Below are 18870 nucleotides of genomic sequence, written 5' to 3' on the forward strand. Positions count from 1 at the left end.
TCAGCGCACCTCGCCCTTGAGTACGTCCGCCGTCCAGGCGGCCACACGGCGGTCGAGCGGTTCGGTCCCGTCCAGGACGTGCCGCGTGAACGCGTCACGTTCGTGCGCGAGGATCGCCGCCTCCCATACGCAGGGCGAGAGCCCCACGCGCCCGGGGCGCAGTTCGTCCAGGCGTCCGCGCGGGCCCGTGAAGATGCCGAGGCTGGACATGTCGCCCTCGATCCAGCTGTGCACCAGGACGTAGTCGCCGTCGCCACCCGCGTGGACGATCAGCACTCCGAGACCCAACGAGCCCTGCTGGATGCCCAGTTGCGGCTCGGCCACGCGTATCGCCGTATCCACGTCCGGCGCGGTGATCGTGCGGCCCGGCGCCTCCAGGGCGTACGTCTTCACCAGGTGGCCGGCGATCTCGCGCGGACCCAACGGCCTTACCGCGCGGGCGTGATGGCCCTCGGAGAGGGCGAGCACAGCGGCGCGGTCGACCCCGGCGGGCAGATCATGTTCCGTCATGCCGCCATCTTGGCATCCCGCTCAGGGCGACTCGGGATGTTCAGTGAGGCTTGCGGTGCCTGGTGCGGTGACGCTGCGAGCGCGACTCACCGGCCGCCTCACCCTCCTCGGCGTGCGACGGGCAGTCCTCATGCCGACACGGTCCCGGGCCCCATACGGGAACGAAGGCGCCCAGCACCTTGCGACGGTGTACGACCGTTTCCACCGGGCGCTTGCAGGTCGGACAGACGTACTGTCGCTCCTGCGCGGGCTCGGTACGGCCCGTGTCCTTGGCCATGTATCCAGGGTATTCCCGCTGAGCGGCCCCGGCCAGATACGCGACGCCATGGGCTGGCTACGGTCTGCTGCTGCTTCCGCGAGTACGTGGTGATCATGGCGTGATTGCCTGGCTATTGCCTGGCAATTGTCGGGCGCATGCCCCGCACCGTGGTCCGTACGACCGTGTGCGGGGCAGCCCTTACTCAGGTCACCTCAGGTCTCCTCAGGTCTCAGACGTGCGGCCCTCCCCCCTTTCTTCTCTCAGTACGCCCGTCGCGTCACGAACTCCGCCAGGGCGAGGAGGCCGCCCGCCGCCTCCGGCTCCGGTACCGCGCGGGACAGCTGGGCCACCGCGCGGGACATCCGGTCGGCCGCGTGGGCCTGGGCCCAGTCGCGGCCGCCCGCGCGGTCGACGGCATCCGCCGCGCGCTCCGGGTCGGCGAGGGCCGATCCGGCGTACAGGGCGGCGAGTTCGGACCCGGCGGCCGTGCCCGAGGTGAGCGCGGCGACCACCGGCAGGGACTTCTTGCGCGCCGCGAGGTCGGCCCCGGCCGGTTTGCCGGTGCGGCGCGGGTCGCCCCAGATGCCGATCACGTCGTCGATCAGCTGGAAAGCGAGCCCGGCCTCGCGCCCGAAGGCGTCGAGCGCCTCCACCTCCTCCGCGCCCGCGCCCGCGTACAGCGCCCCGAGTGCGCAGGCGCAGCCGAGCAGCGCCCCCGTCTTGGCCTCGGCCATGGCCAGGCACTCCGTGAGCGTCACCTCGGCGGCGTCCCGCTCCTCCAGGGCGGTGTCCGCGTGCTGCCCCTCGCAGAGCTCCACGACACAGGCGGCGAGCCGGGAGGCCGCGGCCCGGGACGCCGGGTGCGCGTCGTCCGCGAGCACCCGAAGCGCCAGCGCCTGTAGCGCGTCCCCGGCCAGGATGGCGTCCGCGTCCCCGAAGACCGTCCACGCGGTGGGGCGGTGCCTTCGGGTGCGGTCCCGGTCGATGACGTCGTCGTGGAGCAGCGTGAAGTTGTGGGTCAGCTCCACGGCCGCCGCGGCCCGCACCGCCACAGCCGGCTCTCCGCCCAGGGCGCGTGCCGCGGCGAGCACGAGCCCCGGGCGGATGGCCTTGCCGCCGCCCCCGGCGGCCGGGCGGCCGTCGGCGTGCTCCCAGCCGAAGTGGTAGTTGGCGATCCGCCGCATCGAGCCGGGCAACGAGGCGACCGCGCGGCGGAGTTCGGGGTCGACGGCCTGCCGGGTGCGTTCCAGGAGGCCGACGGCCTCCTGGCCGTCCGTACTGACCTCGGCACTCAACGCCAGCGGCCGATCTCTACGTTCTCCAGGACGCCGAGCGCGTCGGGCACCAGGACGGCCGCCGAGTAGTAGGCCGTCACGAGATACGACATGATCGCCTGCTCGCTGATGCCCATGAAGCGGACGGACAGGCTCGGTTCGATCTCGTCCGGGATCCCGGCCTGGCGCAGGCCGATCACGCCCGCGTCGTCCTCGCCGGTACGCATGCAGATGATCGAGGTCGTACGGGCGTCGCTGATCGGAATCTTGTTGCACGGGAAGATCGGCACGCCGCGCCAGGCGGGCACGTGGTGGCCGTTGACCTCCACGGCGTCGGGGTAGAGGCCCCGCTTGTTGCACTCGCGGCCGAAGGCCGAGATGGCGCGCGGGTGGGCGAGGAACAGCTTCGATCCGCGCCTGCGGCTGAGGAGTTCGTCCATGTCGTCCGGGCTGGGCCCGCCGTCGTGGGGCTGGAGCCGCTGGTCGTACTCGCAGTTGTTCAGAAGGCCGAACTCGCGGTTGTTGATGAGCTCGTGCTCCTGGCGCTCCTTCAGGGCCTCGACGGTGAGCCGCAGCTGCTGCTCGGTCTGGTTCATCGGCTGGTTGTAGAGGTCCGCCACGCGCGTGTGGATGCGCAACACGGTCTGCGCGACGCTCAGTTCGTACTCGCGCGGAGACGATTCGTAGTCGACGAACGTGCCGGGGATCTCCGGTTCACCGACGTGCCCGGAGGCGAGGTCGATCAGCTTCTCGCCGTACTTGTTGGTGCGCTGACCCGGGACGGCACGCAGCCCTTCGAGATGGGTCTGCAGCGACTCGGCACGCTCACTGACCTGCTGGAAGGCGGTCCTGGGCAGCACGAGCACCGTGCAGGTCGTCACCGCACGCGCGCTGTACTCCCAGATGGCGTCCGGGTCGATCAGGCACTGGTCGCCGAAGTACGCGCCGTCCGCGAGCACCCCGAGTACCGAGTCGTCGTCGTACGGGCCGCTGCCCACCTTCTCGGCGCGGCCGTGCGCGAGCAGGAAGACGCCGTCGATCGGGCTCCCGAAGGAGGTCAGGGTCTCGCCGGGGGCGAACTCCCGCTGCTCGCACCGGCGGGCGAGCTCGCTCAGCACCTCTTGGTCCGCGTAGTTGCGCAGCGCGGGCAGCTCGCCCAGCTCCGCGGGGATGACCTGCACCTGGGACCCGGTCTTCACGAACGTCACCCGGCCGTCGCCGACCGAGTAACTCAGCCGCCGGTTCACGCGGTATGTGCCGCCCTGCACCTGGACCCAGGGCAGTTGGCGCAGCAGCCAGCGGGAGCTGATCTCCTGCATCTGCGGAGTCGACTTGGTGGTGGTGGCCAGGTTCCGCGCGGCACCCGTGGCCAGGCTCTTCTGCGGGGCCTGCTCCGTGCGGATCTCTTCGCCTACCGACATGTAAGTGCCCTCTCAGCAAAGCGACTTGGCGGGACGTACGACTCCTGCCGCCGTCCCGATTTTCCGTGCGTCGCCAGCCTTCCCTGCGGAAGGTGATCGCGTCATCACACAAACGAGCGGGAATGGATCAACGTGGCCGGGGAAGCGGGGCGGAATAACCCGTTCGAATCAACTCGCAAAGAGAACCCGGCGGGCCGGAACCCCAAGATCTGCCCATCCGTTCACACACCACGACCAACCGCACATCCGCAGCCCCGTGCGCTACGGGACCGCACCACGAACAGGAGAGACCAATGGCAGGCTTCCTGGACCGCGCCAAGGAGCAGGCGCAGAGCGCCCTGACGCAGGGCAAGCAGAAGGTCGACGACGTGCAGCAGCAGCGCGCCGGTAACGACCTGTTGAAGAAGCTGGGCGCCGCGTACTACGCGGAGCGGCGTGGCAGCGGCAGCCCCGATGCGACCCAGCAGGCCCTCTCGGCGCTTGAGGCCCACATCGCCACGCACGGTGACGGGTTCCTGCGCGGCTGACCACGCGGGCCCGGGGCGACCGGGCCCTGCCGGGCCGACCGGTTCGACTCGCACGCCACGTCGAAAGCGGACGAACTCCTGGATCAGGACCGCGCATTCGGGTACAAGCGGCATGAGAGGCGGCGGGCAGCCGGCCACCGCCGAATCCCGTTACGGAGGAGTCATGGCCGAGCCCATGTCTGCGGGAACGTTCCTTGCTGCCCTGAAGGACGAGGGCCTGACGGTCGTCGAAGTACGCGAGTGGCGCACCCACAACCGCAACCACGTGGGGCCGTGGGGCCCGGTGCACGGCGTGATGATCCACCACACCGTGACCCAGGGCAGCGAGGAGACGGTGAACCTCTGCTACGACGGCCACGCCTCGCTGCCCGGCCCGCTCTGCCACGGCGTCATCACCAAGGACGGCCGGGTCCACCTGGTCGGCAACGGCCGCGCCAACCACGCGGGCCTCGGCGACGACGACGTACTGCGCGCCGTCATCGCCGAAAAGCGCCTGCCACCGGACAACGAGGCGAACACCGACGGCAACCGCTACTTCTACGGTTTCGAGTGCGAGAACCTCGGCGACGGCGAGGACCCCTGGCCCGAGGCCCAGTTAGAGGCCATCGAGAAGGCGTCCGCGGCGATCTGCCGCCACTACGGCTGGAACGAGCGCTCGGTGATCGGCCACCTGGAATGGCAGCCGGGCAAGGCCGACCCACGCGGCTTCACCATGGACGCGATGCGCCAGCGCATCGCCGAACGCCTCAAGTAGCACCCCCGCCGCGCGCACCGCGGACAATGGGGGTGTGAACGGGATACATGGCGGTGTGAACGTACCCGACCTCGGCCTGCTGCGGCCCCGACTGCCCTCCCCGCTGCGGGAGGTCGAGGACGACCGCTTCGCCCGCCACGGGGTGCGGCTGCTGCTCAAGCGGGACGACCTCATACACCCGGACCTGCCCGGCAACAAGTGGCGCAAGCTCGCGCTCAACCTCCGGGCCGCCACGGGCCGCCCCGTGCTGACCTTCGGCGGCGCCTACTCCAACCATCTGCGCGCCACCGCCGCGGCGGGCCGCCTGCTCGGCTTCCCCACGGTCGGGGTCGTACGGGGCGACGAACTGGCCGACCGGCCCCTGAACCCCTCGCTCGCCCGATGCGCGGCCGACGGGATGCGGCTGCACTTCGTGACCCGCTCCACGTACCGCCGCAAGACCGAACCGGAAACCCTGGCCGACATCCTGACCACCATCGGCGCCGAGGACGCGTACGTCGTGCCCGAGGGCGGCAGCAACTCCCTTGCCGTACAAGGCTGCACGGCCCTCGGCGCAGAGCTCCGCGACACCACGGACATCGCCGCCGTGGCCTGCGGCACCGGCGGCACCCTGGCGGGCCTGGCGGCGGGGCTCGGCCCCGGGCAGCGCGCCCTCGGCGTCGCCGTACTGAAGGGCGGCTTCCTGGCCGCCGAGGTGGCCCGGCTACAGACCGCCGCGTTCGGCGGTCCGCGCGGCGACTGGCACCTGGCGGACCGTTTCCACTGCGGCGGCTACGCCCGTACGACCCCGGAACTGGACGCCTTCGCCGCCGACTTCGAGGACCGCCACGGCCTGCCCGTGGAACGCGTCTACGTCGCGAAGCTGCTGTACGCCCTGACCACCCTCACCGAGGAGGGCGCGTTCCCCCGAGGCACCCGCCTGACCGCCGTGATCACCGGTCGACCGGACGAACCCGACCGAACGGATCGACCCGACCGGCCGGCCGAATCGCCCTGACCGACCGGCCTACACGGACTCGTCCCGGTAAGCCGCCGCCTCCTCCAGATCCAGCCTGCGCTGGAGCGTGCGGAGCATCTCGTCGTCGATCCGCCGCTCGTCCCGGAGTCGTACGAAGACCTCGCGCTCGGCGGCGAGCGTCTCCCGGGACAGGCGCCGGTAGGTGTCGTCGGCGGACTCCCCGGTGACCGGATTCGCCGCCCCGAGCCGCTCCCACACGGAGTTCCGGCGCCGCTCAAGGACCGTGCGCAGGCGGTCGGCGAGCGGCTGCGGCAGCGCGTTGCGCTCGTCGGCGAGGAGCTCCTCAAGGCGGGCCTCCGCCGCCCCCGACGCCTCGCTCTGGGCCTGCGCCTCCACCAGCGTCTCGGTCTGCGCGTCCCGCCCGGCCACGGGCAGTACGCGGATGAGCCCGGGCAGCGTCAGGCCCTGCACCACCAGCGTGCCGATGACCGTGGTGAAGGTCAGGAAGAGCACCAGGTTCCGGCCCGGGAACGGAACGCCACCATCCACCACCTCCGGGATCGAGAAGGCGATGGCGAGCGAGACGACCCCGCGCATCCCCGCCCAGCTCACGATCAGCGGCCCCGTCCAGGCCGGCTCGGTCTCCCGCACCGCGCCCTCCGCGGAGCGGCGGAACAGCAGCCGCGGCAGAAACGTCGCCGGATAGACCCAGACGAACCGCGCCACGACCACCACCAGGAAGACGGCCACCGCGTACCAGACGGCGCGGACCCCCTCGTACTCCCCGAGATCGCGCAGCACAACGGGCAGTTGGAGCCCGATGAGCGCGAACACAGCGGACTCCAGGACGAACGCCACCATCCTCCAGACCGCCGCCTCCTGCAGCCGCGTCGCGAAGTCGACCTGCCAGGAGCGGTGCCCCAGATAGAGCGCGACGACCACCACCGCGAGCACCCCGGAGGCGTGCACCTCCTCGGCCGCGGCATAGGCCACGAAGGGAATGAGCAGCGAGAGCGTGTTCTGGAGCAGCGCCTCCTTGAGCCGGGTGCGCAGCCAGTGCAGCGGGACCATCAGAACGAGGCCGACCCCCACGCCGCCCACGGCCGCGACCAGGAACTCCGCGACCCCGCCCGACCAGCTGGCGCCCTCGCCGACCGCGGCGGCAAGCGCCACCTTGTACGCCGTGATCGCGGTCGCGTCGTTCACCAGGGACTCGCCCTGGAGGATCGTGACGAGCCGGGACGGAAGCCCCACCCGGCGAGCGATCGCCGTCGCCGCCACCGCGTCCGGCGGCGCCACCACCGCCCCCAGAACGAGCGCCGCGGTCAGCGGCAGATCCGGGACGATCAGGTGCACCGCCCACCCGACGGCAAGCGTTGCAAATAGCACATACCCGACGGAAAGCAGCGCCACAGGGCGCCAGTTGGCCCGTAGGTCCAGATACGAGCTCTCCACCCCGGCCGTATACAGAAGCGGCGGTAGCAGCAGCGGCAGGACGATATGAGGGTCGAGCTCGTACCCCGGAACGCCCGGCAGATAGCTGACGGCGAGGCCCGCGGCGACGAGCAGCAGCGGCGCCGGGACGGGCGTGCGGCGGGCGAGTCCGGCGACCGCGGCGCTGCCCGCGACCAGTGCAAGCAGTGGCAGGACATCCATCGGCTCGAGCCCGTCCCCTTGTTCGTGGTGCTGATAGATCGATGTGTCCACAGATCGACTGCCGTGGACCGTGGACCGGCAGTCGAGGGTGGTTGTCACAGGTGCGTCGTAATCTGGCAAGCATGAACGACGAGTGCGCCCACGTCTCGCTTCTTCCGCGCCCCGAGCCCAAGCCGCTGACCGGCACCTGCCCCGCGTGCGAGGCGGCCGGCAGCCACCCCGTGCAGCTGCGGCTCTGCCTGAGGTGCGGGCACGTGGGGTGCTGCGATTCCTCGCCGTTCCAGCACGCGACACAGCACTTCAAGGACACTGGACACCCGGTCATGCGAAGCTTTGAACCCGGTCAGAACTGGCGGTGGTGCTTTGTCGACGGTTCGATCGTCTGACGTCTGGGTACGTCAATCCGGCGCCCGCTCTTTCCAATTGGGACCCGCACAACCCTAGCCACTGTCCGTATCCTTAGTCTTACTATGAGTGACAGATGCGAGCCGGGGTCCCCGGGACACCGAACTTGGGAGCGCGATAGCGTCACCGCTGAACCACACAGCGCGTTTCCCGTGCGACGCTGTGCCGGGCCACCGCAGGGGCGGCGGGCCGGAACCCCGAATGGCTTGTACCACCTTGGAGGTGAGGGTGTCCCAGATCGCAGGCGAGCCCGGGACTCAGGACTTCGTAGAAGTCCGGCTGCCGGCTGCGGGTGCCTACCTGTCCGTGCTGCGGACGGCCACGGCCGGTCTCGCGGCACGCCTTGACTTCACTCTGGACGAGATCGAGGACCTGCGCATCGCGGTCGACGAGGCCTGCGCGATTCTGCTGCAGCAGGCCGTCGCCGGCTCCGTGCTCAGCTGCGTCTTCCGGCTCGTCGACGACTCGCTCGAGGTGACGGTCTCGGCACCGACGACCGACGGCCACGCCCCCGAGCGGGACACCTTTGCCTGGACGGTCCTGTCCGCCCTGGCGGGCAAGGTCGACTCCCATGTCGCGGACGACAAGACCGTCTCTATCAGCCTGTACAAACAGCGCGGCGCGGGTCCCGGGCCGGCGTGAGGAACGGGGACGGGCCGGTGCGGGACGAAGAGCGCAGCGCATGGGGTCTCCCCGCCGAGAGCACCGACGGCAGGGGCGAACCGGGCATGCCCGAGCCGGGGCGCACAGCCCCCGCGGATCCGGTGCTCGCACCGGGCATCCCCGAGCAACAGCCCCGACCACACCCGGAGGAAGCGGAACCGGACGCGCCGGTGCAGGACGCGCCGGATCCGGATCCGGCGGAGCAGGCACCACAGGGCGATGACAGGGGCGAGCGCCAGGTCGGCGGCGGGCGACGGGCGGGACACATGACAGAGCACGGGCACCACCACGATCCGCAGGACCGCAGCGGCGCGCGGGCGCTCTTCCTCGAGCTGCGCAAGCTGCCCTCCGGCAGCCCCGAGTACGCGGAGCTGCGCAATCAGCTCGTCCGCATGCATCTGCCGCTGGTCGAGCACCTCGCGCGCCGCTTCCGCAACCGCGGCGAGCCGCTCGACGACCTGACCCAGGTCGCCACCATCGGCCTGATCAAGTCGGTGGACCGCTTCGACCCGGAGCGCGGCGTCGAGTTCTCGACGTACGCCACCCCCACGGTCGTCGGCGAGATCAAGCGGCACTTCCGCGACAAGGGCTGGGCCGTGCGCGTCCCGCGCCGCCTACAGGAACTGCGTCTCTCCCTGACCACGGCGACGGCGGAGCTCTCCCAGCTGCACGGCCGCTCCCCCACGGTGCACGAGCTCGCCGAGAAGCTGGCGATCTCCGAGGAGGAGGTCCTGGAGGGCCTCGAGTCGGCCAATGCGTACTCCACGCTCTCCCTGGACGTCCCGGACACGGACGACGAGTCCCCGGCGGTCGCGGACACCCTGGGCGCGGAGGACGAGGCCCTTGAGGGCGTCGAGTACCGCGAGTCCCTCAAGCCGCTCCTGGAGGACCTGCCGCCCCGGGAGAAGCGCATCCTGCTGCTCCGGTTCTTCGGGAACATGACGCAGTCGCAGATCGCCCAGGAGGTCGGCATCTCCCAGATGCACGTCTCCCGGCTGCTCGCCCGCACGCTGGCGCAACTCCGCGAGAAGTTGCTCGTCGAGGAGTAACCAAACCAGCCCGTCCGGCGTTTGAGGACGAGCGGGCCCACCCGTCTCCAGACGCGCCCTGGACCTACACGTCCCGGGGCCCGATCCCCAGCGCCTCCGTCGTGGCCGGGTTCACCAGAAGCACCAGGGCCGTGACCGCGACGACCGCGAGCGCGATCCCGGCCGGGATGGCCACGCTGTCCGCCTGGAGCAGCTGCCAGGCCACCGGAAGGGCCAGGATCTGCGTGATGATCGCCGGTCCCCGGCTCCAGCGGCGCAGCTTGAGCAGCCCGCGCGCGGCGAGCAGCGGAATCGCCGCGAGCACGATCATGGTCACGCCGCCGGTCACCGCCTGCTCGACGCTGTCCGCCTTGCCCGCGAACCCCTGAAGCGACATGGCCACGCCGCCGACGACGAGCGCGATGCCCTCCAGGGCGGCGAGCGCCGCGGCGGCGGTCAGCCGCCCGGGACGCGGTTGTACGGGGCCGGATGTCTGCTCAGCACTGCTCACCCCAGCAGGGTAGCCCGGCCCCGGCGGCGTACCCCGCCCGGTACGCAGACCTACGGGCCCTCGGTCTGGGCCACATAAAGGGCGGTAGGTACGCTGCTGCGCATGCGCGCACTCCTCGTGGTCAACCCGGCGGCAACCACCACCAGTGCCCGCACTCGCGACGTACTGATCCACGCCCTCGCGAGCGAGATGAAGCTCGAGGTGGTGACCACGGAGTACCGCGGCCACGCCCGCGACCTCGGCCGACAGGCGGCGGAGAGCAAGGCCGCCGGGGGCGAGGGCACCGAGCTGGTGGTCGCCCTCGGCGGCGACGGCACCGTCAACGAGGTCGTCAACGGCCTGCTGCACGACGGCCCCGACCCGGACGCTCTGCCCGGCCTCGCGGTCGTCCCCGGCGGCTCCACCAATGTCTTCGCCCGCGCGCTCGGCCTGCCCAACGACCCGGTCGAGTCGACCGGCGCTCTGCTCGACGCCCTGCGCAGCGGCAGCGCCCGCACGATCGGGCTCGGGCTCGCCTCCGGCACCCCGGGCAGCGAGGACGAGGGGGTCCCGGAGCGCTGGTTCACGTTCTGCGCGGGGCTCGGTTTCGACGCCAGCGTGATCGGCCGGGTCGAGCAGCAGCGGGAGCGCGGCAAGCGCTCGACCCATGCGCTCTACGTACGCCAGATGATGCGCCAGTTCCTGGACGAGCCGAACCGACGGCACGGCACGATCACCCTGGAGCGCCCCGGCCAGGACCCGGTCGACGACCTCGTCCTGTCGATAGTCTGCAACACCTCCCCCTGGACCTACCTGGGCAATCGCCCGGTCTACGCCTCGCCGCAGGCGTCCTTCGACGACGGCCTCGACCTGCTCGGTCTGAGCCGACTCTCGACTCCGGCGATGGCCCGCTACGCCACTCAGCTGCTCACGTCGACGCCCGAGCGCGGCCCGCACGGCAAGCACGCACTCTCGCTGCACGACCTCACGGACTTCACCTTGCATTCGAAGGCTCCACTTCCGTTCCAGATGGACGGTGACCATCTGGGGCTGCGTACGAGCGTGACGTTCACAGGCGTACGCCGTGCACTGCGTGTGATTGTGTGAGCGGAAGGCGCAAAACTCCTTTCAGTCGAACGTTTAGGCCAGGATCCACCCCATGGAAGTACGGCTGTGACCTAGTCGACACCGAGGAATCAAAAAAAACTTGCCGGAAGGGGTTGTATCCGCCGCCGAGGTTTGCGAATCTCTTCTTGGCGCTCACGGCGGCCCGCAACACCGGCCCCATAGAGAGCCCGAACCCCCTCCTCACGCACAGGACCTACACCAGGTAACTGGTGGTCGGCCCTTCCCTTGCGGAGGGATTCGTGAAAGCGTTCACATTCACAAGCAACTTGCACGTAATACCAAGGAGAGGTAGCAGCCATGGACTGGCGTCACAACGCCGTTTGCCGCGAGGAAGACCCCGAGCTGTTCTTCCCCATCGGCAACACCGGTCCTGCGCTGCTGCAGATCGAGGAAGCCAAGGCCGTCTGCCGCCGCTGCCCCGTTGTGGAGCAGTGCCTGCAGTGGGCGCTCGAGTCCGGCCAGGACTCCGGCGTCTGGGGTGGCCTCAGCGAGGATGAGCGTCGCGCAATGAAGCGCCGCGCCGCCCGCAACCGGGCCCGCCAGGCCAGCGCCTGACACCCACGCCCCGTACGAGCCTGAGCCCGGCGGCGCGTACAGCGAGTACGCATCTCCCGCCCCCGAGCCGCAGCGCGCAGTACCCCCCGATGCGCTCAGCAACGTGAGCTCTGAGCCCCGGACCGCACCTAGGTCCGGGGCTCATTGCTGTGCGCGCGCAGGCCGATGCCGTCGTACGCGCTACTTCTCGGCGCGGACCGGGATGTCCAGGAGGACCTGGGTGCCGCGCTCGGGGGCCGGGACCATGTCGAACGTGCCGCCCAACTCGCCCTCCACCAGGGTGCGGACGATCTGCAGGCCGAGGTTGCCGGCGCGGTGCGGGTCGAAGTCCGGGGGCAGGCCGATGCCGTCGTCCTGGACGGTGATGAGGAGGCGGGCGTCCTTGGTGGTGCCGCCGCGGACGGCGGAGACCTCGACCGTGCCGTGCTCGCCCTCGCGGAAGCCGTGCTCCAGGGCGTTCTGCAGCACCTCGGTGAGGACCATGGACAGCGGGGTCGCGACCTCGGCGTCCAGGATGCCGAAGCGGCCGGTGCGGCGGCCGGTGACCTTGCCCGGGGAGATCTCCGCGACCATCGAGAGGACCCGGTCGGCGATCTCGTCGAACTCGACCCGCTCGTCCAGGTTCTGCGAGAGCGTCTCGTGCACGATCGCGATCGAGCCGACCCGGCGCACCGCCTCCTCCAGGGCCGCGCGGCCGCGCTCGGATTCGATCCGGCGGGCCTGGAGGCGGAGCAGGGCGGCGACGGTCTGGAGGTTGTTCTTCACCCGGTGGTGGATCTCCCGGATGGTGGCGTCCTTGGTGATCAACTCGCGCTCGCGGCGGCGCAGTTCGGTCACATCGCGCAGCAGGACGAGGGAGCCGATCCGGGTGCCCTTGGGCTTCAGCGGGATGGCGCGGAGCTGGATCACGCCGTCCTCGCCCTCGACCTCGGTCTCGCGCGGCGCCCAGCCGCTGGCCAGCTTCTCCAGGGCCTCGTCCACCGGGCCGCGGGACGGCGCGAGGTCGGCGGTGGCGCGGCCGAGGTGGTGGCCGACGAGGTCGGCGGCGAGGCCCAAGCGGTGGTACGCGGACAGCGCGTTCGGCGAGGCGTACTGCACGACGCCCTCCGCGTCCAGGCGGATCAGGCCGTCGCCGACGCGCGGCGAGGCGTCCATGTCGACCTGCTGCCCGGGGAACGGGAAGGACCCGGCGGCGATCATCTGGGCCAGGTCGGAGGCGCTCTGGAGGTAGGTCAGCTCCAGGCGGGACGGGGTGCGGACGGTGAGCAGGTTGGTGTTCCGCGCGATGACGCCGAGGACGCGGCCCTCACGGCGTACGGGAATGGACTCGACCCGGACCGGGACCTCCTCGCGCCACTCCGGGTCGCCCTCGCGCACGATGCGGCCCTCGTCGAGCGCGGCGTCGAGCAGCGGGCGGCGGCCGCGTGGAACGAGGTGGCCGACCATGTCGTCCTGATAGGAGGTGGGGCCGGTGTTCGGCCGCATCTGGGCGACCGAGACATAGCGGGTGCCGTCGCGGGTCGGGACCCACAGAACCAGGTCGGCGAAGGAGAGGTCGGAGAGCAGCTGCCACTCCGAGACCAGCAGGTGCAGCCACTCGAGATCGGTGTCACCGAGGGCTGTGTGCTGGCGTACGAGCTCGTTCATGGAGGGCACGCTGCGAGCGTACCTTTCGGCTCTGACAGGCAGGGGTTCGCCTTCGGCGAGCGGCAGACGGGAGAAGCGCGCGGCAGACGCGAGAAGAAAGAAGAAGTAACCTCGGTCGACGCATGGACATCCGAGAATGGTCTAGTCCACAATGCAGAGGTAAACACAGATGACAGCTTCCGTCCTTCCCGCACAGAAGGGCGGATCGAGGCCCCCGGCGCTCTCTGCCCTGACTGCGCCGGAGCCTCACGGCCGACCGGGACCGCACAGCCCGCCGGCCGGAATTGCTCCGGGCTGCGGTGCCGAGAGGGTTGAGGGTCCCTCTCAGGCGCCGCGGCCCGCGGGTGTTTCCGGGGCCGGGTTCGGTGCCGAGCCCGAGCCCGAGTCCGGGGCCTTCGGCCAGACCTCCATCGCGAGCCGGGCCACCTCCTCCAACTCCCCCGCCGTGGCGCCGTCCCGCGCCTGTGCGGACATGCCCTGGAAGACGGCGGCGGTGCAGCGCGCGAGGGCCGCGGCGTCGGTTCCGGGCGGGAGCTCGCCCGCCGCGACGTCCGCGCCGATCCGGTGCTCCAGGGCGGCGGTCGCGGCCACGCGCTGCGCGCGCAGTGACTCTTCCACCTCGGCGGTCGCGCAGTTGGTCGCGGCGTGCACGACCAGGCAGCCGCGCGGCCGTCCCGGCGCGGTGAACTCGGCTGCGGCCTCGCGCAGCATCCGCGCGGCCGCGGCGCGGGCGGTGGGCTCCTCGGCCAGGGCCCGGCAGGCGAAGGCGCCGTAACTCGCCCCGTACGCCGCCACGACCTCGCCGAAGAGGGACTGCTTGTCGCCGAACGCGGCGTAGAGGCTGGGCGGGCTGATGCCCATGGCGTGTGTCAGGTCCGCGACCGACGTGGCCTCGTACCCGTACTCCCAGAACGTGCGCAGCGCGCTCTCCAGGGCGGCGTCCCGGTCGAAGGAGCGGGGGCGGCCGCGGCGGTTGCGCGGGCGCTGCCCTGGCAGCTCCGCCTGCTCCGCCTGCTCCGGCCGCTCCGGCTCCGGCTCCGGCTCCGGCTCCAGCTGTGGCTCCGACTTCGGCTCCGGTCGCTTTGTCGCCATGGCGGCGGATTCTAGAGCGAGCGCTAGGAAATCGACCCAGGCAGGTCTCGGTGGCGTACCGCTCGCGGGCGGGGCGTACTGGTGACATACCCCTCGCCGGAGAGGGCGGATCTGTTAGATTGGTCTATACCACATGCGCGGCATGCGGTCCCCAACCCGCCCCTATCCAGATCGGCAGGCCCAGCGTGGAAGTTGTCATCGTCAAGGACGCCAAGGCAGGCGGAGAGCTGATCGCGGGGGCCATCGCGGACCTCCTCGCCCGCAAGCCCGACGCGCTGCTCGGCGTGGCCACGGGCTCGACCCCGCTGCCCATCTACGACGCGCTGACCGCCAAGGTCCGCTCCGGCGAAGTGGACGCCTCGCGCGCCCGCGTCTGCCAGCTCGACGAATACGTCGGGCTTCCGGCCGGGCACCCCGAGTCCTACCGGGCCACCGTGCTGCGGCAGGTCGTGGCGCCGCTCGGGCTCGACGAGAGTGCGTTCATGGGGCCGGACGGTTCGGCCGAGGACGTGCGGGCGGCCTGTGCGGCGTACGACCGGGCGCTCGCCGAGGCCGGTGGGGTGGATCTGCAGATCCTCGGGATCGGCACGGACGGGCACATCGGGTTCAACGAGCCGTGCTCGTCGCTCGCTTCGCGCACCCGGATCAAGACGCTGACCGAGCAGACGCGGGTGGACAACGCGCGGTTCTTCGACGACGACATCGACCAGGTGCCGCACCACGTGATCACGCAGGGCATCGGGACGATCCTGGACGCCCGGCACCTGGTGCTGCTCGCCACCGGGGAGGGCAAGGCGGAGGCCGTGGCCCAGACGGTGGAGGGTCCGGTGGCGTCGCTCGTACCGGCGTCGGCGCTGCAGTTGCATCGGCATGCGACGGTGGTGGTGGACGAGGCGGCCGCGTCGAAGCTGAAGCTAGCGGACTACTTCCGCCACACCTACGCGAACAAGCCGTCTTGGCAGGGGATTTGAGGGGTGCGGCGCCGCTCGGGTTGGCGTTGTTTTTCCCCTGTCCCGCCCCTTCCCGTAACTGGGGGCTTCCGCCCCCAGACCCCCCTGTTGTCGCGCTGAAGGCGCTCGTCCTCAAACGCCGGACGGGCTGATGGTGCCCGTCGCGCTGATAGTGGCGCCCACGATGGCCTCTGCCGCTGCCGTTCCGCAGACCCTTGCCGCTCCGTGGGTTGCGATGTGGAGGGCGCCGCGCGGGGGCGACTGGGGGACACCCATCTCCACCACCACCGTGTCGGGGCACTCCGCCAGCAGGGCGTCCAGGGCCATTGACATCCACGGGTGGCGGTGGGCGTCGCGGACGACGGCGACCACGCGGCGGGGGCCCGCTGCCGCGAGGATCTCGGGGACCGTCGAGTCCACGGTGTACGTGCCCGTCTCCGTGCCAGGAAGCAGGCGGGCCAGTTCGGCGGCCACGCCCCAGGGGGTCTCGTCGCCGACCGCGATATTGGCCAGGGGCGTGAAGGCGGCGACGTACGCGGGTTCCGTGAGCGGGGCGCGGTCGTCGCCCGTCACGCGGAGCGCGCGGCGGGCCGCGGTCAGGCCGATGGCGCCACCGCTCGTGTCCGCGCCGCGCTCCGCCCGTACCGCCGTGCCCGTCCACTCCCCCAACGCGCGCACCCGGGCGGCGGCCTCGGCCAGGCGCTCCTCGGGGAGTTCGCCGGAGCGGACCGCGGTGACCAGGGCGTCGCGCAGCCGTAGCACCGTCTCCTCGTCGGCGAGGCCGCCGCCCACGCAGATCGCGTCCGCACCGGCGGCGATGGCGAGGACGCTGCCGCGCTCGATGCCGTACGTCGCCGAGATCGCCTGCATTTCCATGCCGTCGGTGACCACCAGGCCCTCGTAGCCGAGTTCCTCGCGGAGCAGTCCGGTCAGGATGCGCCGGGACAGGGTCGCCGGGTGGTCCGGGTCCAGGGCGGGGAGCAGGATGTGGGCGCTCATCACCGCCTTCGTACCGGCCTCGATGGCCGCGCGGAACGGCGCCAGCTCCCGCTCCCGCAGCACCTCCAGGGCGGCGTCGATGCGCGGAAGGGCGTGATGCGAGTCGACCGCGGTGTCCCCGTGCCCGGGGAAGTGCTTGGCGCAGGCCGCGACTCCGGCTGACTGCAGGCCGGTCACGTACGCGGCGCTGTGGCGGGAGACCAGGTCCCGGTCGGCGCCGAAGGAGCGTACGCCGATGACCGGGTTGTCCGGGTTGGAGTTGACGTCCGCGGACGGCGCCCAGTTGAGGTTGACGCCGCAGGCCGCGAGGCGGCGGCCGAGTTCGGCGGCCACGTCGTGGGTGAGGTCCGGGTCGTCCACGGCGCCGAGGGCGTGGTTGCCCGGGAAGGACGAGCCCGAACGCACCTCCAAGCGGGTTACGTCGCCGCCCTCCTCGTCGATGGCGACCAGAACGTCACCGCGCTCCGCCCGCAACTGGGCGGTCAAATCAGCCAGTTGGTCCGGCGAGTCGATATTGCGGCCGAAGAGGCCGACCGAGTGGAGGCCCTCGCCGAGCCGCCTGAGCAGCCAGTCCGGCGCGGAGGTGCCGACGAAGCCGGGCTGGAGCACGGCGAGGGCGTCGCGGGTCAGGGTGTCGGTGCCTCGGGTGAGTGTCGTCATGGGGCGGGTTATCCCTTCACGGCGCCGGAGGTGAGGCCCGTGGCCATCTTCTTCTGAATGACCATGAAGAAGATCACCACCGGGATTGCGATCAGCGTGGAGGCGGCCATCAGGGCGCCGTAGTCGGTCCCCTGCTCGGTGGTGAACGTCATCAGCCACACGTTCAGTGTGTACTTGTCGTTGTCGTTCATCAGGATGTACGCGAACAAGTACTCGTTCCACGCGTTCACCAGGGCGAAGATCGACGCCGCGGCCAGGCCGGGCGCGAGCAGCGGGAAGATGACCCGGCGGAAGGCCCCCATCCGGGTGCAGCCGTCGACCATCGCGGACTCCTCGAGCTCCACCGGGATGTTGACCACGAAGCCGCGGATCATCACCACCGCGAACGGAAGCGTCGAGACCAGATAGACGACGATCAGGCCCCAGTACTCGTTGAGTCCGCCCATGGCGTTGAGCTGGGTGTAGATCGGGATGAGCATCGCGGTCGGCGGCAGCATCTGGACCAGGATGAGGACCATCAGGAGCGGCTTGCGGCCGAAGAAGCGGAACCGTCCGATGGCGAGCGCCGCCAGGGTGGCGATCACCATGCCGCCGAGCACCGCCGAGATCGCCACGATGAGGCTGGACTGGATCGCGGTGGTGAAGTTGGGCTGGTTCACGGCCCGTTGGAAGTTGTCGAAGGTGATCGAGGACGGCCACAGGGTCTGGTCGTACGAGCGGATCTCGTGGTTGGGGCGCAGTGCGCTGACCACCAGCCAGTAGACCGGGAAGGCCATCACGACGGTGACGGCGAGGCCGAGGATGTTGTAACCGAGCCGGTTCTTCCTGGTGGCCCTGGTGGCGCTCACTCTGGTGGCCCTGGTGGCGCTCACTCGACCTCTCCTGTCTTGATCAGCTGACGCAGGTAGTACACGGCCACACCGGAGAGCAGCAGGACGGTGATGAGGGCGATGGCGGTGCCCTGGCTGAAGGAGGTGGACTCGAACGCCTTGGAGAAGGAGTAGAGGCCGAGGGTCTCGTACTCCGGCTCCGGCTTGTTGCCGCGGAGCAGCCAGATCTGGCCGAAGACGTTGAAGTCCCAGATCACCGAGAGCGTGGCGACCATGGTGAAGACGGGCTTGATGACCGGCCAGGTCACGTACCGGTAGACGCCGTAGGCCGAGGCCCCGTCGAGCGCGGCCGCTTCCTCCAGTTCGCGGGGGACCTGGGTGAGCGCGGCGTACAGCGTGATGACGACGAACGGAATGGCGCCCCAGACGACCAGGGCGGTGATCACGCCGAAGCCCTGCCACGGGTCGAGGAACCAGTTGTGCCCGAGGAAGTCCTCCCCGGCCACCTTGGCGATCAGGGTGTTGATCAGGCCGTAGTCGGAGTCGGAGAGCCAGCGGAAGATGGAGGAGGCGACGAGCAGCGGCAGTGACCAGGCGGCGATCAGGGTCGCCGTGAGGGCGAGCCGCACCCCGGTGGCCACCCGCTGCATCAGCAGGGCGATGAGCAGGCCCGCACCCATGGTCAGTACGACGCAGACGGCCATGAAGCCGACGGTGCGGGCGGTGACCGACCAGAACTCGGGGTCGCCGAGGATGTGGGTGAACTGCTCAAGCCCTACCCAGGGCGCGGGCTCGCCGGTCCACAACTCCCGTCTGCCCATGTCCTGGAACGACATGATCACGGTCTTGACCAGCGGATAGGCGTAGACCGCGGCGATCGCCACGAGGGCCGGCAGGATCAGGAGGTACGGCAGGAGCGCGCCCTTCTTCCGCCGCCGCGCGCCGCCGGAACCGGCGCTTCCGGACGGCGACGCGGTCCCCCGGGTCGGCTCTTTCCCGGTGGCCTCCGGGGCGCGCGGCGCGGGGAGCCGCGCGCCGGAGGACCGGGTGTCGGCGGCGCTCAC

19 protein-coding genes are annotated in these 18870 nt (G+C 70.8%); 9 read left to right on the forward strand and 10 right to left on the reverse strand.

The window, feature by feature from the left end:
* The 3 genes from ACWD10_RS10610 to ACWD10_RS10620 form a co-directional block, all read right to left on the reverse strand.
* Positions 1-510 carry a hypothetical protein gene (locus ACWD10_RS10610; protein WP_451089158.1) on the reverse strand — a complete coding sequence of 170 codons (510 nt, stop codon included), beginning with the start codon at positions 508-510 and terminating at the stop codon, positions 1-3.
* 519 nt (positions 511-1029) lie between these two features.
* Positions 1030-2070: a family 2 encapsulin nanocompartment cargo protein polyprenyl transferase gene (locus ACWD10_RS10615; RefSeq protein WP_451089277.1), complete on the reverse strand. Its 1041-nt coding sequence runs from the start codon at positions 2068-2070 to the stop codon at positions 1030-1032.
* On the reverse strand, positions 2061-3464 hold the full coding sequence (locus ACWD10_RS10620; protein ID WP_451089160.1) for a family 2B encapsulin nanocompartment shell protein: 1404 nt from the start codon (positions 3462-3464) through the stop codon (positions 2061-2063). Before ACWD10_RS10620 ends, ACWD10_RS10615 begins: the two co-directional genes overlap by 10 nt.
* A 293-nt stretch (positions 3465-3757) precedes the next feature.
* On the opposite strand from ACWD10_RS10620, the gene ACWD10_RS10625 reads away from it, so the two are divergent.
* From ACWD10_RS10625 to ACWD10_RS10635, 3 genes are all read left to right on the forward strand, one after another.
* The gene (locus ACWD10_RS10625) at positions 3758-3991 is read left to right on the forward strand and encodes a hypothetical protein (RefSeq protein WP_451089162.1); all 234 of its coding nucleotides are present in this window, start codon (positions 3758-3760) and stop codon (positions 3989-3991) included.
* Positions 3992-4154: 163 nt separating this feature from the next.
* Positions 4155-4745 carry an N-acetylmuramoyl-L-alanine amidase gene (locus ACWD10_RS10630; RefSeq protein ID WP_451089164.1) on the forward strand — a complete coding sequence of 197 codons (591 nt, stop codon included), beginning with the start codon at positions 4155-4157 and terminating at the stop codon, positions 4743-4745.
* A 34-nt stretch (positions 4746-4779) separates the two neighbouring features.
* A complete protein-coding gene (locus ACWD10_RS10635) occupies positions 4780-5742 on the forward strand; it encodes a 1-aminocyclopropane-1-carboxylate deaminase/D-cysteine desulfhydrase (protein WP_451089166.1) in 963 nt (320 codons plus the stop codon).
* Between the two features lie 9 nt (positions 5743-5751).
* Here the strand turns inward: ACWD10_RS10635 and ACWD10_RS10640 are convergent, their stop codons facing one another.
* Positions 5752-7359 (reverse strand): Na+/H+ antiporter, encoded by a 1608-nt coding sequence (locus tag ACWD10_RS10640; protein WP_451089279.1) that lies wholly within the window; start codon positions 7357-7359, stop codon positions 5752-5754.
* Between the two features lie 122 nt (positions 7360-7481).
* On the opposite strand from ACWD10_RS10640, the gene ACWD10_RS10645 reads away from it, so the two are divergent.
* The 3 genes from ACWD10_RS10645 (at position 7482) to ACWD10_RS10655 (ending at position 9476) form a co-directional block, all read left to right on the forward strand.
* Positions 7482-7745, forward strand: coding sequence for a UBP-type zinc finger domain-containing protein (locus ACWD10_RS10645; RefSeq protein WP_451089168.1), 264 nt, complete (start codon positions 7482-7484; stop codon positions 7743-7745).
* A 247-nt stretch (positions 7746-7992) separates the two neighbouring features.
* A complete protein-coding gene (locus ACWD10_RS10650; protein ID WP_451089170.1) occupies positions 7993-8406 on the forward strand; it encodes an anti-sigma regulatory factor in 414 nt (137 codons plus the stop codon).
* Complete coding sequence (locus ACWD10_RS10655) at positions 8403-9476, forward strand: SigB/SigF/SigG family RNA polymerase sigma factor (protein ID WP_451089172.1); 1074 nt, start codon at positions 8403-8405, stop codon at positions 9474-9476. Before ACWD10_RS10650 ends, ACWD10_RS10655 begins: the two co-directional genes overlap by 4 nt.
* A 64-nt stretch (positions 9477-9540) precedes the next feature.
* Here ACWD10_RS10655 and ACWD10_RS10660 read toward each other — a convergent pair whose 3' ends face one another.
* A complete protein-coding gene (locus tag ACWD10_RS10660) occupies positions 9541-9966 on the reverse strand; it encodes a hypothetical protein (RefSeq protein WP_451089174.1) in 426 nt (141 codons plus the stop codon).
* Positions 9967-10068: 102 nt separating this feature from the next.
* Here ACWD10_RS10660 and ACWD10_RS10665 point away from each other — a divergent pair, with 102 nt between their 5' ends.
* Both ACWD10_RS10665 and ACWD10_RS10670 read left to right on the forward strand, forming a co-directional pair.
* Positions 10069-11052, forward strand: coding sequence for a diacylglycerol/lipid kinase family protein (locus ACWD10_RS10665; RefSeq protein ID WP_451089176.1), 984 nt, complete (start codon positions 10069-10071; stop codon positions 11050-11052).
* A 318-nt stretch (positions 11053-11370) separates the two neighbouring features.
* Complete coding sequence (locus ACWD10_RS10670) at positions 11371-11628, forward strand: WhiB family transcriptional regulator (RefSeq protein WP_040248489.1); 258 nt, start codon at positions 11371-11373, stop codon at positions 11626-11628.
* Between the two features lie 180 nt (positions 11629-11808).
* Here ACWD10_RS10670 and ACWD10_RS10675 read toward each other — a convergent pair whose 3' ends face one another.
* A complete protein-coding gene (locus ACWD10_RS10675; RefSeq protein ID WP_451089281.1) occupies positions 11809-13275 on the reverse strand; it encodes a sensor histidine kinase in 1467 nt (488 codons plus the stop codon).
* Between the two features lie 324 nt (positions 13276-13599).
* Positions 13600-14367: a TetR/AcrR family transcriptional regulator gene (locus ACWD10_RS10680; protein ID WP_451089178.1), complete on the reverse strand. Its 768-nt coding sequence runs from the start codon at positions 14365-14367 to the stop codon at positions 13600-13602.
* A gap of 185 nt (positions 14368-14552) precedes the next feature.
* On the opposite strand from ACWD10_RS10680, the gene nagB reads away from it, so the two are divergent.
* Positions 14553-15338, forward strand: a complete 786-nt coding sequence (gene nagB / locus ACWD10_RS10685) for a glucosamine-6-phosphate deaminase (RefSeq protein WP_451089180.1) — start codon at positions 14553-14555, stop codon at positions 15336-15338.
* A 111-nt stretch (positions 15339-15449) separates the two neighbouring features.
* Here the strand turns inward: nagB and ACWD10_RS10690 are convergent, their stop codons facing one another.
* Genes ACWD10_RS10690 through ACWD10_RS10700 form a run of 3 tightly spaced genes read right to left on the reverse strand, consistent with a single transcriptional unit; the run spans position 15450 to position 18870 of the window.
* Positions 15450-16976 carry a glycoside hydrolase family 3 protein gene (locus ACWD10_RS10690; RefSeq protein ID WP_451089182.1) on the reverse strand — a complete coding sequence of 509 codons (1527 nt, stop codon included), beginning with the start codon at positions 16974-16976 and terminating at the stop codon, positions 15450-15452.
* A gap of 8 nt (positions 16977-16984) precedes the next feature.
* Complete coding sequence (locus tag ACWD10_RS10695; protein WP_451089184.1) at positions 16985-17848, reverse strand: carbohydrate ABC transporter permease; 864 nt, start codon at positions 17846-17848, stop codon at positions 16985-16987.
* Positions 17845-18870, reverse strand: coding sequence for a carbohydrate ABC transporter permease (locus ACWD10_RS10700; protein WP_451089186.1), 1026 nt, complete (start codon positions 18868-18870; stop codon positions 17845-17847). The genes ACWD10_RS10695 and ACWD10_RS10700 overlap by 4 nt, the downstream gene beginning before the upstream one ends.

The sequence above is a fragment of the Streptomyces sp. NPDC002851 genome (assembly GCF_053591935.1).

Excerpts from the sequence above, each read along its gene's own strand:
- ACWD10_RS10680 (WP_451089178.1), bottom strand. The coding sequence starts at position 14,367 with ATGGCGACAAAGCGACCGGAGCCGAAGTCGGAGCCACAGCTGGAGCCG.
- ACWD10_RS10665 (WP_451089176.1), top strand. The coding sequence starts at position 10,069 with ATGCGCGCACTCCTCGTGGTCAACCCGGCGGCAACCACCACCAGTGCC.
- ACWD10_RS10630 (WP_451089164.1), top strand. The coding sequence starts at position 4,155 with ATGGCCGAGCCCATGTCTGCGGGAACGTTCCTTGCTGCCCTGAAGGAC.
- ACWD10_RS10675 (WP_451089281.1), bottom strand. The coding sequence starts at position 13,275 with ATGAACGAGCTCGTACGCCAGCACACAGCCCTCGGTGACACCGATCTC.
- ACWD10_RS10670 (WP_040248489.1), top strand. The coding sequence starts at position 11,371 with ATGGACTGGCGTCACAACGCCGTTTGCCGCGAGGAAGACCCCGAGCTG.
- ACWD10_RS10625 (WP_451089162.1), top strand. The coding sequence starts at position 3,758 with ATGGCAGGCTTCCTGGACCGCGCCAAGGAGCAGGCGCAGAGCGCCCTG.
- ACWD10_RS10620 (WP_451089160.1), bottom strand. The coding sequence starts at position 3,464 with ATGTCGGTAGGCGAAGAGATCCGCACGGAGCAGGCCCCGCAGAAGAGC.
- ACWD10_RS10640 (WP_451089279.1), bottom strand. The coding sequence starts at position 7,359 with ATGGATGTCCTGCCACTGCTTGCACTGGTCGCGGGCAGCGCCGCGGTC.
- ACWD10_RS10690 (WP_451089182.1), bottom strand. The coding sequence starts at position 16,976 with ATGACGACACTCACCCGAGGCACCGACACCCTGACCCGCGACGCCCTC.
- ACWD10_RS10610 (WP_451089158.1), bottom strand. The coding sequence starts at position 510 with ATGACGGAACATGATCTGCCCGCCGGGGTCGACCGCGCCGCTGTGCTC.
- ACWD10_RS10645 (WP_451089168.1), top strand. The coding sequence starts at position 7,482 with ATGAACGACGAGTGCGCCCACGTCTCGCTTCTTCCGCGCCCCGAGCCC.